This is a genomic window from Streptomyces albicerus, assembly GCF_008905045.1.
In the GTDB taxonomy this organism is placed as follows: domain Bacteria; phylum Actinomycetota; class Actinomycetes; order Streptomycetales; family Streptomycetaceae; genus Streptomyces; species Streptomyces albicerus.
Genome location: NZ_VWMY01000033.1, coordinates 98,366 through 110,903, shown reverse-complemented (window position 1 = coordinate 110,903; position 12,538 = coordinate 98,366). Strand labels below are relative to the sequence as shown.

Annotated in this window: 14 protein-coding genes; 8 read left to right on the top strand and 6 right to left on the bottom strand. The window is 69.1% G+C overall.

Annotated features, from left to right (window positions below):
- Positions 1–7: 7 nt before the first annotated feature.
- On the top strand, positions 8–1,966 hold the full coding sequence (locus tag GAS53_RS29090; RefSeq protein WP_151480683.1) for an FAD/NAD(P)-binding protein: 1,959 nt from the start codon (positions 8–10) through the stop codon (positions 1,964–1,966).
- Between the two features lie 85 nt (positions 1,967–2,051).
- A complete protein-coding gene (locus tag GAS53_RS29085) occupies positions 2,052–2,504 on the top strand; it encodes a DoxX family protein (protein ID WP_151480682.1) in 453 nt (150 codons plus the stop codon).
- A gap of 101 nt (positions 2,505–2,605) precedes the next feature.
- On the opposite strand, the gene GAS53_RS29080 is transcribed toward GAS53_RS29085, so the two are convergent.
- Positions 2,606–3,256 carry a superoxide dismutase family protein gene (locus tag GAS53_RS29080; RefSeq protein ID WP_151480681.1) on the bottom strand — a complete coding sequence of 217 codons (651 nt, stop codon included), beginning with the start codon at positions 3,254–3,256 and terminating at the stop codon, positions 2,606–2,608.
- A 248-nt stretch (positions 3,257–3,504) separates the two neighbouring features.
- On the opposite strand from GAS53_RS29080, the gene GAS53_RS29075 reads away from it, so the two are divergent.
- Positions 3,505–4,149, top strand: a complete 645-nt coding sequence (locus tag GAS53_RS29075) for a DedA family protein (protein ID WP_192583333.1) — start codon at positions 3,505–3,507, stop codon at positions 4,147–4,149.
- A 96-nt stretch (positions 4,150–4,245) separates the two neighbouring features.
- Here the strand turns inward: GAS53_RS29075 and GAS53_RS29070 are convergent, their stop codons facing one another.
- The 3 genes from GAS53_RS29070 to GAS53_RS29060 form a co-directional block, all read right to left on the bottom strand.
- Positions 4,246–4,482 (bottom strand): DUF2277 domain-containing protein, encoded by a 237-nt coding sequence (locus tag GAS53_RS29070; protein ID WP_151480679.1) that lies wholly within the window; start codon positions 4,480–4,482, stop codon positions 4,246–4,248.
- Positions 4,483–4,678: 196 nt separating this feature from the next.
- Entirely contained in the window at positions 4,679–5,035 is a 357-nt protein-coding gene (locus tag GAS53_RS29065) for a YciI family protein (RefSeq protein ID WP_151480678.1), read from the bottom strand.
- Positions 5,036–5,211: 176 nt separating this feature from the next.
- Entirely contained in the window at positions 5,212–5,622 is a 411-nt protein-coding gene (locus GAS53_RS29060; protein ID WP_151480677.1) for a cupin domain-containing protein, read from the bottom strand.
- 173 nt (positions 5,623–5,795) lie between these two features.
- On the opposite strand from GAS53_RS29060, the gene GAS53_RS29055 reads away from it, so the two are divergent.
- The gene (locus tag GAS53_RS29055; RefSeq protein ID WP_151480676.1) at positions 5,796–6,143 is read left to right on the top strand and encodes a hypothetical protein; all 348 of its coding nucleotides are present in this window, start codon (positions 5,796–5,798) and stop codon (positions 6,141–6,143) included.
- Between the two features lie 107 nt (positions 6,144–6,250).
- Here the strand turns inward: GAS53_RS29055 and GAS53_RS29050 are convergent, their stop codons facing one another.
- Positions 6,251–7,639 (bottom strand): glycoside hydrolase family protein, encoded by a 1,389-nt coding sequence (locus GAS53_RS29050; RefSeq protein WP_151480675.1) that lies wholly within the window; start codon positions 7,637–7,639, stop codon positions 6,251–6,253.
- Positions 7,640–8,282: 643 nt separating this feature from the next.
- On the opposite strand from GAS53_RS29050, the gene GAS53_RS29045 reads away from it, so the two are divergent.
- Positions 8,283–9,095, top strand: a complete 813-nt coding sequence (locus GAS53_RS29045) for a hypothetical protein (RefSeq protein ID WP_151480674.1) — start codon at positions 8,283–8,285, stop codon at positions 9,093–9,095.
- Between the two features lie 328 nt (positions 9,096–9,423).
- On the opposite strand, the gene GAS53_RS29040 is transcribed toward GAS53_RS29045, so the two are convergent.
- Complete coding sequence (locus tag GAS53_RS29040; protein WP_192583332.1) at positions 9,424–9,888, bottom strand: NUDIX domain-containing protein; 465 nt, start codon at positions 9,886–9,888, stop codon at positions 9,424–9,426.
- 18 nt (positions 9,889–9,906) lie between these two features.
- On the opposite strand from GAS53_RS29040, the gene GAS53_RS29035 reads away from it, so the two are divergent.
- From GAS53_RS29035 to GAS53_RS29025, 3 genes are all read left to right on the top strand, one after another.
- On the top strand, positions 9,907–10,686 hold the full coding sequence (locus GAS53_RS29035; protein WP_151480673.1) for a GntR family transcriptional regulator: 780 nt from the start codon (positions 9,907–9,909) through the stop codon (positions 10,684–10,686).
- A 139-nt stretch (positions 10,687–10,825) separates the two neighbouring features.
- A complete protein-coding gene (locus GAS53_RS29030; RefSeq protein ID WP_151480672.1) occupies positions 10,826–11,179 on the top strand; it encodes an SCO3933 family regulatory protein in 354 nt (117 codons plus the stop codon).
- A 2-nt stretch (positions 11,180–11,181) separates the two neighbouring features.
- Positions 11,182–12,537 carry an FtsK/SpoIIIE domain-containing protein gene (locus GAS53_RS29025; protein ID WP_151480671.1) on the top strand — a complete coding sequence of 452 codons (1,356 nt, stop codon included), beginning with the start codon at positions 11,182–11,184 and terminating at the stop codon, positions 12,535–12,537.
- Position 12,538: the final 1 nt, after the last annotated feature.

Below are 12,538 nucleotides of genomic sequence, written 5' to 3'. Positions count from 1 at the left end.
CACACCTTTGTCTGCAGAGTCCGGAAAGCCCGGGGAGCCCACCGGCGTCCGCGTCACCTCCGTCGCCCTGGTCGGCGCCGGACCCCGCGGCACCAGCGTGCTGGAACGGCTCTGCGCCTCCGCCCCCGAGCTCCTCGCGCCCGGCACCCGCCTGACGGTCCACGTCGTCGACCCGTCGCCGCCGGGCCCCGGCCGCGTCTGGCGGACCGCCCAGCCGGCCGAGCTGCTGATGAACACCGTGGCCTCCCAGGTCACGCTCTTCACCGACGACAGCGTGGACTGTTCGGGCCCGATACGCCCCGGCCCGAGCCTGCACACCTGGGCCGCCGGCAAGCTGGGGCCCGACGACTACCCGACCCGCGCCCAGTACGGCCACTACCTGGAGTGGGTCTTCGCCGAGGTGGTCCGCGAGGCACCGCCCGCCGTTCGGGTCGAGACGCACCGGGCGCGCGCGATACGCCTCGACGACACGGCCGACGGCCACCAGACCCTCGTACTCGACAACGGCCGCACGCTCCCCGACCTGTCCGCCGTCGTCCTGGCCCAGGGCCATCTGCCCGCCGTCGCGGACCGGGCACAGCAGCAGCTCACCGCGTACGCCGACCGCCACGGCCTGCGCCATGTGCCGCCTGCCAACCCGGCGGACCTCGACCTGTCCTGCGTCGCCCCCGGCGAGACCGTCCTGCTGCGCGGCCTTGGCCTCAACTTCTTCGACCACATGGCCCTGTTGACGACAGCCCGCGGCGGCCGCTTCGACCGCACCCCGGCCGGCCTGCGCTACCTCCCCTCGGGCGGCGAGCCACGCCTGCGGGCCGGCTCCCGCCGCGGCATCCCGTACCAGGCCCGCGGCGACAACGCGAAGGGCCCGTACGGCCGTCACGTGCCCCTCGTCCTCACCCCGGAGACCATCGCCCGCCTCCGCAAGCGTGCCGACTCCGGCGAGGCGCCCGACTTCCTCACGGAGATATGGCCGTTGGTGGCGAAGGAGGTCGAAACCGTCTACTACGAGGCGCTGTTGGGGCGGGATGCCGCTCTGGACACCAACCTCGTACGCGGCTTCCGCGAGCGCTTCCTCGCCGTCCCCCACCGCGATCCCCAAGAGGCCCTGGTCCTGGACGAGTTCGGGGTTCCCGAGGCCAACCGCTGGTCCTGGGACCGCATTTCACGGCCGTACGGCGGTCGGGTCTTCACCGGTCCCGGCGACTTCCGGGACTGGCTGCTCGACCACCTTCGCGAGGACGCCGCCCAGGCCGCGCTCGGCAACGTCGACGGGCCGCTCAAGGCGGCCCTCGACGTGCTGCGCGACCTGCGCAACGAGCTGCGGCAGATCGTCGACCACGGCGGGCTGGCGGGAGCCTCGCGCCGGGAGCACCTGGACCGCTGGTACACCCCGCTCAACGCGTTCCTGTCGATCGGCCCGCCCCGGCGCCGTATCGAGGAGATGGCCGCGCTGATCGAGGCGGGCGTCCTGGAGGTGATCGGCCCGCGGCTCGAGGTGCGGGCCGAGGGCGGGACCTGGGTGGCGCACTCCCCCGACGTGCCCCGCTCGACCGTGACGGCGACCACGCTCATCGAGGCACGGCTGCCGGAGCCGGACCTGCGGCGGACGGCCGACGAGTTGCTCGCCCGGCTGCTGAAGACGGGCCAGTGCCGCCCCCACACGGTGGACGGTTACGAAACTGGAGGGCTGGACGTAACACAGCGCCCCTATCGCCTGATCGACCGTCAGGGACACGCGCACCCAAGGCGGTTCGCGATCGGCGTGCCTACGGAGGGTGTGCACTGGGTGACCGCGGCCGGGGCCAGACCGGGTGTGGACTCCGTCACGCTGTCGGACGCCGACGCGGTGGCGCGGGCTGTGCTGCGGACGGCCGCGGGCCAGGCGGAACAAGGGCTGGAGCCGGGTGCGGAACCCCAAACGAACGCAAAACCGTGGCCAAAACTTGAACTTGAAAGCATCAATTAGGTCGACCTAACGTAGAGCACTCACTCGGTTCCGTCCCCAAGTGCGGTCCCCCTGGGACCGCATCAGACCGAAGGAGTTCCCCCACATGACCGGACGCCTAAACAGCGCCCAGCCGTACGCCATCGGCCTGTTCCGCATCGTCATCGGCCTGCTCTTCACCTGCCACGGAGCCGTCGCGCTGCTCGGTGTCCTCGGCGGCGTGGACGGCAAGGGCGCCACCGTCGAAACGGGCGCCTGGCCGGACTGGTACGCGGCCGTCATCGAGCTCGTCGGCGGCAGCCTGGTCCTGCTCGGCCTCGGTACCCGTATCGCGGCGTTCATAGCCTCGGGCGCGATGGCCTACGCGTACTTCAAGGTCCACCAGCCGCAGGACCTGTGGCCGATCAAGAACCAGGGTGAGGGCGCGGCCATGTACTGCTGGTCGATGTTCCTGCTGGTCTTCACCGGCTCGGGCGCGTTCGGCCTGGACCGGCTCTTCGCGGGCCGCTCGTCCTCGGCTTCCGCCGAGAAGCGTTCCTCGGAACCGGTCGCGGCCTGACGCCCGCACCCGTACCAGCCAGACCGGCGCCCGCCCTGCCGCAATGGGGGCGGGCGCCGTCGTCGTGTCGGGCGCCGGCGCCCGGGCCCCCAGCGGAACGCTCAGGCAGCCCACCCGACGAAGGGCACGGTGAAGCACGCCAGCCGCGCGCCGAAGTTGCCCGGCTCGCTGTGCAGCACGACGGAGGCGGCCTCGCCGCGCCGGAAGTTCCAGTCGTGGTACGCGCTCGCCGCGCCCGCGCCGTACGCGTCGGCGGTGAAGTCGAGCCACACCTCGTTGTCGGCGTTCGCGTCGGCCGGGTCCGACGACGGCCGGTGCTGGTAGTGCCCGCCCGAGTCGGCCGGATCGGCGCCGCACGGCTTCTGGTGCACATGCGCGCCGTACACATGCCCTGGCTTCAGCCCCGTCACCCGCAGCGTCACCGTCATGCCGCCGCCCGCCGCGCCACGCTGAGTCACCTCGATCCACGAGCCCGCGGGCACGAGCTTCGTGTCGTACGTGACGGCCGCCGACGGGATGAGTGAGCCGGGCGGCGCGAAGCGGCCCTCCGTCCGCATCCGGTAGCCGGGCGTTTCGTCGGCGCCCGCCGTGTCGCCCGTGCCGCCATCGCCGGGAGCGCCGTACGCACTGCCCGCACCGTACGCACCGCCCGCGCCGGTCGCGCCGTAGGCACCGCCCGCGCCTGCCACGAGCACGGCCGACGCCAGAGCCCCGATCACGATCCCTGATATTCCCGCTGTTCCTGCCACCATCGCCGGTTCCGCTCCTCACACCGTTTGTCGGCCCCTTTCCGTTGGTACGGGACGCGGAGCCCGCCCGCTCCCCGGGAAGCGGCAGCCGGGTGAACATGGTGTGGCGAACGCACGTGCCCCCTGTGGATCTCCTGTCGGACCCGAGGCGTACGCTGTATGGCTGTCACAGGCCGCTCCTGCCGCTCCCCGCGACATCGCGGCGTTCACGGCATGGTCGCGGCCTACGGGGGAGACACAGGGGAGTTCGGGTGCTTGAGAATGTGGGGTCGCTGGCCGGCAGCCCTTGGATCTACAGCCAGTGGATCTATGCGGTGGTGGCTCTGTCGGTCCTGTTCGACGTCTTTCTGCCGGTGCTGCCGAGCGGCGTCCTGGTCATCACGGCGGCGACGGCGGCCGCGGCCGGTACCGGCGCGGCGACCGCCCACGTGCCGGACATCCTCTCGCTGACCCTCTCCGCCGCGACCGCGTCGGTCCTCGGCGACCTGGTGGCGTACCGGCTGGCCTGGCAGGGCGGCGAGCGTCTGGACCGCGCCATCGCCCGCTCCCGCCGCCTGACCAGCGCGCAGGAACGTCTCGGCGCGGCCCTCGCACGCGGCGGCGGCGCCCTGGTCGTCCTGGCCCGCTTCGCGCCCGCGGGCCGCTCGGTCGTCTCCCTCGGCGCGGGCGCCGCGCACCGCCGCGTCCGCGAGTTCCTGCCCTGGTCGATCCTCGCGGGCCTCGCCTGGGCCGCGTACAGCGTCGCCCTCGGCTACTTCGGCGGCCAGTGGCTGGGCGCGACCTGGCTCGCCGCGGGCGTTTCGCTGGTGGCGCTGTTCGGGGCCGGGGCGGGGGCGGCGTACCTGATGCGACGGCCGTCACCGGCGCCCGTGGCGGAGGCGGGCCAGGGCTCCTGAGGCGTACGCGCCTTCGGGGAGGCGCGTTCTCGTGGGCCCCCTTGGCGGGGGCCTTTGGGCGGGCGCGTTTCGATGGGGGCCTTCTCGTGGGCGCGGTCAGCCGGCCTGGCGGCTCGTGGCCGTCTGCCCGCGTATCTCGAGTCCGGCCAGCAACTCGGCCGTCGCCTCCGTGATCGCGTCGACCGCGCGGTCGAACACCTCGCGGTTGTGCGCGGCCGGGGCGCGGAAGCCGGAGACCTTGCGGACGTACTGGAGGGCGGCGGCGCGGATGTCCTCCTCCGTGGCCTCTTCGGGAAGGACGGGCGGTCGGAGTGTCTTGATGCTTCGGCACATACGTCCAGTCTCGCGCGCGGCACTGACATCGCGACGGGGAACAGCGACCTCCGGTACGTCACTGGGCCCCGGCCGGGAGACAGACTCCTCCCGGCCGGGGCCCAGCGCCGTACCGCTGCCCAGCGACGTACTGCTGTAGTGACGTACGTACTGCTGCAGTGCCGTACTGCTGTGGTGACGTACCGCCGTGGGCGCCTCAGCCCTCCGTGATCTCCCGGACCTCGGCCGTGAGCTTCCAGTGCGGCGGATGGATCTGCAGGAACCGCTTGGCCCACTCCATCGCCTCGGCCTTGTCCTTGGCCTGGACGATGGAGTACCCGCCGACGACTTCCTTGGTCTCGGTGAACGGCCCGTCGGTGTAACTGACCTTCCCCCCGGCCCAGGTCATCCGGGTCCCCTCCGAGGTGGGCGTCAGCCCGGCCGTGTCCAGCATGACCCCGGCCTTGGTGATCTCCTCGAACAGCGCCCCCATGCGCTCCTCGAACTCGGGCCCCGGGTCGTCGACGGGAGCGTTCTGCTCGTCCATACGGATCATCGTCAGAAAGCGCGGCATGCTGCCTCCTCGGTCGGAAGGCGGAGCCTCTCCCCGCCTCACACCCCTGCGTCGAGCGGCCGACGACGGGTTCGACAACGCGCCGGAACTTCTTCGCGGGACTTTTCCCGAGTATCCGCACGCCGTGGCGCTCGTGGCGCACGCGTTGTGACTGAGAGCCGCAATACCGGAGGTCATCAAGGCTGGGCGAACCGTAGGTGTCGTCGTTCGGCCAATTCCTCTGCGCTCACCACGGTCAGAACCGGGGTACCAGGCGGCGCGAACATGGTCACCACCAGCTCCGACTGCGCGTCCGGAAGGTTGTTGGCGCCCACGTAGTGGATCACGTCGCCCCCGGGCTCGAACACGGCGTCACCGGCCTTGAGCACCCGGGGCGGCTGCCCCTCCAGCTCGAAGAGGATCTCGCCCTGGGTCACGTAGCCGAAGAGCGGTCCGGGGTGCCGGTGCGGCGGCGCGCCGGGGTCACCGGGCGACAGGGTGACCCGGACGGTCCTGGCCTCGGAGCCTGCCGGGATCCCGGCCGTCGCCTCCGGCCGGGTAGCGATCACCTCGACGCCTGGGGGCATGTGTGCCTGCTCAGCGCTCATGTATCTCTCCAATCAGGAAGTGTCCATAGTGGAGACAAGACGGCCTCCCGCTCTGTGACGGCCAACCGGCTGCCGAGCGCAGAGCGGCCAACTGAAGCGCTCGGTCACACACGTTCGCGTGAAGTCCCCCAAGGAACTCGCATCCCAAAATCGAACAGGCGTAGCATTGTCGTGTGGCTGCGACCTATGACTTTCCGAGTGACCTCCTGGCCGGTCAGGAGGAGTTGCATCAGGTCCGGGCCGAGCTTCTGGCCCTCCTGAAGCGGCTCCCCTGGTCGGTCGAGCCCCTGGACGGCTTCAGTGACGACTACGGCTGGCGCAAGGTGGAGCGACCCGCCTCCCCCGGCTGGACCGCGGACGAACAGGCCGAGGTGGAGAAGCTCCGCGAGCGCGAGCGTGAGCTCGCGGTCTTCGTGACCTGCCACCGCTTCTGGTCGGAGGTCGCGACTCCGGAGAAGGTGGACGCGCGGATGAGCCTGAAGCACGTACGGGACGCGGAGGAGGAGGGGCGGTCCTCGTGAGGGCGAGGACCGGGACGTGAGGCCATGACGTAACGGGCCGGGACGAAACGAGCCGCGCCGAAACGAGCCGAGGCGTAACGGACCATGGCGCAGCGGCAGTTGAGCGTTCAGGCACGCAAGGGATTGCTGCGGGTCGCCGCCAGCAGGTACCAGGCGGTCGCCCCCGCGTGGCGGTACGGGTAGTAGCCGAAGCCGAATCCGGTGTCGAGCGGGCTGCTCGCCGAGACGACTCCGGAGCGTTCGGGCAGGGCCTTGCCGCCGATGGTCTGGCCGGTGCCGAGCAGGTCCTGAGCCTGTTCGGTGGAGGCGATCAGCCGACGGGCGCGTGCCTCGTCGCCGGGTGCGTGCCGGTCCCGCAGGGCAAGCGCGAGATGGGCCGTTCCCTCGAACCACACGCCGTTCCGGTCCGGCCTGGGCTGGAACTCGGCGATCGGGGCGTCCTCGTTCGCCAGAAGACTCGCGGAGCTGAAGGTGACCCCCTCGTACGACTGGCCCGCGGGCACCGTGCTGTTCCGCCGGTCGGCGTGGTCGAGTACGGCCAGCTCGGCCGCCGCCCAGTCCAGCGACCGGGAGTACGAGCGGGAGGCGAGGGCGAGATGGGTCCAGGTCTGGGTGTCCTCGGGAATCGGCGACGTATTGACCGTCACACCGTCGTTGGTACCGGTGTAGAAGAAGCCCCCGGACGGCTCCCACATCTTCTTGACGAACGCCTCGGCCCGCGCGCGCCGCTCCAGCCACACCCGGTCCCCGGTGAGCCGGGCGAGCCGCCCGAAGAGGCAGACCAGATCGGTGTTGTGCTCGGTCGAGGTGAACGGCAGCTTCTCGTTCGCCCCGCTGACCCCGAACTTGTAGCCGCCGAGGGGCTCGTCGGTGCGCCCGGTCCGCTCGATCCACTCGCCGATCCGCACGGCGCCATCGAGGAAGCGGCGAGCCCCGGTCCGCTGGGCGAGCGCACTCAGCGCGATGCCCGCCCAGGCCATGTCACCCACCGCCGTACCCGTGAACCCGAACTGGGTGCCCACGTTCACGGTCCCGTCCGCCCGCACGAAGCCGTCCGGTTGCAGCGAACCGTCGAAAAAGGTGTACGGCCCGACGTTGTAGGCCTGCCGCAACCTGCCGTCGTCGTACGCCGGGTCATGAGCCTGGGCATAGAGCAACGCGTCACCGAGCACCACGGCTCTGGCCCGACCGCCGGCGGTACGCACCGCCAAGTGGGCCAGGATCGCAAGCGCGTTGTCGTACGTGAACGCCGTGCTGAACAACCCTGCCTGGTCGGTGTAACTCTGCGTCAGACGAACGCTGCCGTGATCCGGATAAGCGTCCATGGCGGCGGCAAGAAAAGCGTGCCCGCGGCGCTGAGCGGAACTCCCGGCACCTTGAGCTCCGGCCGCATGCGCCGCACCGGAACCGACCGCGGCGAACACCGCGGCGCCGATACCGAGCCCGGTGCCGATGAGCGTACGACGACTGAACGCCGGGACTTGCCTGCGGGTCATGGGTCTCCCTGGGAAACGTACGAGCGCGAAAGGTCGAACGTGCGGGACGTGCGGGACGTTGCAGGACGTGCAAGGGACGTGCGGGCTGTGGGGCATAGCGAGCCTGCGGGCGTGCAGGATGTACGGGGCATGCCGAGCGTGAGAGCGCTCTCACGAGTGCGCGCTCATTGTGCTGGCGCATGGGAGGCGGGTCAACGCTCTTGGCGGGTGGGCCTGTTGGGGCAGACGGGGCCGGGCGTATCCGGGCGTACCCAGGCGTCTCACGGCATACGCGGGTTCGAGAGGACCTGTTCGATTGGCCGTGGCTGTGAGTAAGGCCCAGGTCTTCGGGTTCATACCCGCTGACCTGGGCCTTCTCGTGTCCTGGGACTTGTCCTGGGACTGGTGGGCGCGGACGGTTTCGAACCGCCGACATCCGCCTTGTAAGGGCGGCGCGATCACCGACGGGGACGGCCCAGGTCAGTTCCGCCGCAACGGCTGCCCATGTCGTCCGCGCATCTCGACTGCGGCGAACCGTCGTTGACCGTGGTTGACCGCACGATGTGGCACGGCTGTGGCACGCCCTCACGGCATGAGTGTCGCGGGAAGTTGCCGCTGTAGTAAATCTCGAAACTTTGGTCTCGCTGTGCTCTAGCCTACTGATGTGACCGATGAGATCTGGCGCAAGCCCTTTCAGCAATTCATTAATCACATGGAAGATTCGGAGAGGCTGACTCGCCTAACTTATCAAGGAATTCATGGTGTAGTGGCCCTTGTTGAGATTGGCGAGGTTCTCGCTGAGGGAAGGGAAGTGAACCCAGGAAGTTCAATCAGCGGCGAGGAACTGCAACGCCTTTCATCTACAGAGATTACATCGGATTTCCCGCTTCTTCATGCGCATGCAATTATGGGGGAATGGGGTGCCCTGGAGTGTCTAATAGAAGACCTTGTGGAAGCTTGGGTCAGATTCAAGCCCGAGGCGCTTGAGAGTCCTGCATTTTCTCGAGTTAAGGTGCCTTTGGCTGGTTTCCTAAGCATGTCTGAGGGGGATCGGATGAGGTTTCTGGTCTCTGAAGTGCAGCGCGACCTCAAGCTGGATCTGAAGAGCGGAGCTACAAAGTTCGAGAGGATACTCGACGCGATCGGGCTCGACGGTCCGGTTGACCCACGCGTGAGGGAAGCCCTGTACGAAGTTCAGAACATCCGAAACGTCTGGGCGCACAGGGCTGGAATAGCTGACCGTCGGCTGGTTGAGGCATGCCCAAACTTGCCTTTCGCGGAGGGTGAAAAAGTTAATATTGGCCGCGAGAGGTACACTCATTATCGCAATTCAATGCTGGCCTATGTGGTGACTGTGCTAAATCGCTGTCACGAGGTGCGCGGATTCATCCCTGTCCCCTTTGATCTGCCGGAATTCGAGGGTGCTGCTGGAGCGGTAAATCCTGTTATTCCTGGACAGGAAATGCCGGAGGCCTGAATGTGAAGGTCGGCGGAGCGGCTTTGGGCTGGAGCTGCTTTGGGGCGAGTGATCATGGCCCCTTAAGCTTCCGGCGAGTCGGGCAGTCTGTGGACCTGCCCGTAAAGCACGACGTTGGGGCCATGATCTTAGAGGCTCGCCCCAAAGTGGCTGCCTAAAGCCGTGGAGCCGACCGCCCCAGCCACAGAGGGTGTCTCCCACTTCATGCCCGCAGCTCGCTAGCGCGCCGCCGGGCGCGGCCAGCCGGGGCGGAGACAGGAGGCAGGCCGCGCCGCAGAGGCGGCGCGCGCCCGCGCCGTGCGCGGGCCTTGATGAAGTAGGGAAAGTTCTATCCCGCTGGGATGAGGCGCTTGCCGTCGTGGCTCCGCACGTGAGGGCCATTGCCGTCCAAGGCATCCAAGAGCCGGATCGAGTAGACCTCAGCCATGCGCTCCGCCACTTCCTCGGGCGTGAGCCACGCAACCGCGGTCGACTCGCTCGACGTACGCTCCAGGCCGCCGGACGGCTTGCAGCGGAAGACCAGGGCCACGATCCCCCGGGTCGTGTTCTTGTAGACCCCGGTCAGCTCGTCCACCTCGACGTGGATACCCGTCTCCTCGAAGACTTCGCGGGCGACGCCCGTCTCCGGGGCCTCGCTGAGTTCGAGCACTCCGCCCGGGAGCTCCCAAGTGCCGTTGTCGGCGCGGCGGATCGCCAGGAGGCGGCCATCCTCGCGCACCACTACTCCGGCCACAGATACGGAGTGCAGCGGCGGCGAAGTTGCTTCCTGTGATTGACTCATGTACAGGAGCATAGGAGGAAGAGAAGGACTATGGAAACAACAGCAGGAGGGGAGAGGTCCGTACCTCGGTACGTGCAGATCGCCGAAGAGATCGTGCAGCAGATCCGGGCAGGTGTCCTGAAGCCTGGCGAGATGGTGCCGAGCGAGTCTGAACTCGTCGACCGCTACAACGTCTCGGGCGGCACGATTCGCAAGGCCATGGTCGAGGTGCGCGCGAGCGGGCTCGTCGAGACCCGGCACGGCAAGGGCTCGATCGTGAAGGATCGGCCGCCCGTACGGCATCGCTCCTCCGATCGCTTCCGGCGCTCGCTCCGGCAGGGCGGCAAGGCCGCGTACCTCGCCGAGTCCGCGCAGTCCGGCGCCACGGCCAAAGTGAGCGTCCTCTACATCGGCCCGATGGAGGCCCCTGAGGATGCCGCCCGGCGGTTGGGCGTATCCGCCGGCACTCAGGTGCTTGCCCGGCGGCGACTCTACTTCCGCAACGGCACCCCGGTCGAGACCGCGTCCTCGTACCTCCCGTGGGACGTCGTGAAGGAGATCCCCGAGCTGTTCGCGGAGAACCCCGGTGGTGGTGGCATCTACGCCCGACTCGAAGACCATGGGCACGAGTTCGCGGAGTTCGTCGAGACGCTGCAAGCGCGCCCGGCCTCCAAGGCGGAGTCATCCGAGCTGGCGCTCAGCCCCGGTGCCCCGGTGGTTCACCTGGTCCGGGAAGCGCGTACGACCGAGGGCCGTGTTGTCGAGGTCTGCGACACGCTCATGGCCGCTGACCAGTTCGTTTTCGAGTACCGGATCCCTGCCGCCGACTGACGCGCACTCAACTCCCCTCAGCCCGTCGTGAGTTCTTCTTCGCGGCGGGTTGACTCATGTACAGGAGTCATGCACTCTTCTTCATGTCACTCATGTACATGAGTGACGGAGTCCAGCCTCTATAGAGGAGTGATCTGCTGTGCGTCAGATTCCCGTCGACACCGCCAACGCCACCGTGATGGTCGCCAAGGCCCCGCAGCCCAAGGTGAAGGACCGTCGTACCGGCGAGATCGCCATCGACAAGGACGGCGTGACCCTGATGACCGTGGAGGTCATGTTCTCCACGCCCGAGGAGGTCGAGATCCTCAAGCTCACCGTTCCGCAGCCCGGCGTCTCCGAGGACCTCACCATGGGCACCCCGGTCGCCCTGACCGGCCTGGTCGCCTCGGCGTGGGAGAACGAGTTCAACGGACAGAAGCGCCACGGCATCGCGTTCCGTGCGGTTGCCGTGACCTCGCTGGCCGCCGGTGCGTCGAAGCCCAAGGCGGCCTGATCATGACCGCCTTCACGGTCGCTCTGGTGCTGGTCGTCGCTGCCGCAGGTCTTCTGCGGTGGCGGCGCCCCGCCTGGTACTGGCTGACCTTCGGCGTCATCCTCGCCGCGCTGCGGGTCGCCTTCCGCTACGCCTCCGTCATGGACGCCTGCGGCCTGACCGTCCCGCCCTCGCGCTGGCGCCTCACCCTCGCCCGGGTGGCCAACCGCCCGGTCCCCGAGTCCCGCGCACCGCGCATCCTGCGGTTGCGGCCCACCCGGACCGGCCTGGTGCTGCGGCTCAAGCTCCGCCCCGGACAGGACGCCTTCGACGTCTCGGCCGCCACCGACCGGCTGCGCCACTCCTTCGGGATGTACGGCGTCACCTCCCGCGAACTGCGCTCCGGCGTCGTCGAGTTGAGGATGACCGGCTATGACGTCCTCCAGCGGGTGCAGATGCCCGCCAAGGTCGACCGCGCCCCGATGTGCATCCCGGTCGCGCTGCGCGAAGACGGTGCGATCCACTACCGCGACTACCGCGCCGTCCCGCACGGGCTCACTCTCGGCGCCACCGAGTCCGGCAAGTCCGTCTATCAGCGCAACCTCGTCGCCGGACTCGCCGCGCAGGACGTCGCCCTGGTCGGCATCGACTGCAAGCAGAGCGTCGAACTCTTCCCACTCGCCCGCCGCTTCTCCGCCCTCGCTGACAACCCGGATGCCGCGCTCGAACTCCTCGAAGCACTCGTGACGCACATGCAGGACGTCTACCAGCTCATCCGCGCTCAGCAGCGCATCAGCGTCAACGTCCCGGACGCGGAGATCGCCGCCGACATCTGGGACCTGCCCGCCGATATGCGCCCGGTCCCGGTCGTCGTCCTGGTCGACGAAGTCGCCGAACTCGCCCTGTTCGCCACCAAGGACGAGGAGAAGCGTCGGGACCGCATCATCACCGCCCTGGTCCGCCTCGCCCAGCTCGGCCGCGCCTCCGGGATCTACCTGGAGATCTGCGGACAGCGTTTCGGCTCCGAACTCGGCAAGGGCATCACCATGCTCCGCGCCCAGCTCACCGGCCGCACCGCCCACCGCGTCAACGACGAATCCTCCGCGAACATGGCCTTCGGCGACATCGCCCCGGACGCCGTCCTCGCCGCCATCCAGATCCCCACCGAGACCCCCGGCATCGCCGTCACCGGCGACTCCTCCGGCGGCTGGGCCCGTATCCGCGCCCCGCACACCTCGCTGCGCCAGGCCGTGAACATCTGCAACCGGCACGCCGACCGCACCCCGGACCTGCCCGCACTCGCAGCCTTCCGGCCCGCCGTCGCTCCGCTGCCCTCGGCCCGCGTGCCGCTGTCCAAGACCGCGCCCGCCACGGCCTGAC

Bases quoted from the DNA above. Each gene is read 5' to 3' on its own strand.
- GAS53_RS29085 (WP_151480682.1), top strand. From the start codon at position 2,052: ATGACCGGACGCCTAAACAGCGCCCAGCCGTACGCCATCGGCCTGTTC.
- GAS53_RS29070 (WP_151480679.1), bottom strand. From the start codon at position 4,482: ATGTGCCGAAGCATCAAGACACTCCGACCGCCCGTCCTTCCCGAAGAG.
- GAS53_RS29060 (WP_151480677.1), bottom strand. From the start codon at position 5,622: ATGAGCGCTGAGCAGGCACACATGCCCCCAGGCGTCGAGGTGATCGCT.
- GAS53_RS29080 (WP_151480681.1), bottom strand. From the start codon at position 3,256: ATGGTGGCAGGAACAGCGGGAATATCAGGGATCGTGATCGGGGCTCTG.
- GAS53_RS29065 (WP_151480678.1), bottom strand. From the start codon at position 5,035: ATGCCGCGCTTTCTGACGATGATCCGTATGGACGAGCAGAACGCTCCC.
- GAS53_RS29035 (WP_151480673.1), top strand. From the start codon at position 9,907: ATGGAAACAACAGCAGGAGGGGAGAGGTCCGTACCTCGGTACGTGCAG.
- GAS53_RS29050 (WP_151480675.1), bottom strand. From the start codon at position 7,639: ATGACCCGCAGGCAAGTCCCGGCGTTCAGTCGTCGTACGCTCATCGGC.
- GAS53_RS29040 (WP_192583332.1), bottom strand. From the start codon at position 9,888: ATGCTCCTGTACATGAGTCAATCACAGGAAGCAACTTCGCCGCCGCTG.
- GAS53_RS29025 (WP_151480671.1), top strand. From the start codon at position 11,182: ATGACCGCCTTCACGGTCGCTCTGGTGCTGGTCGTCGCTGCCGCAGGT.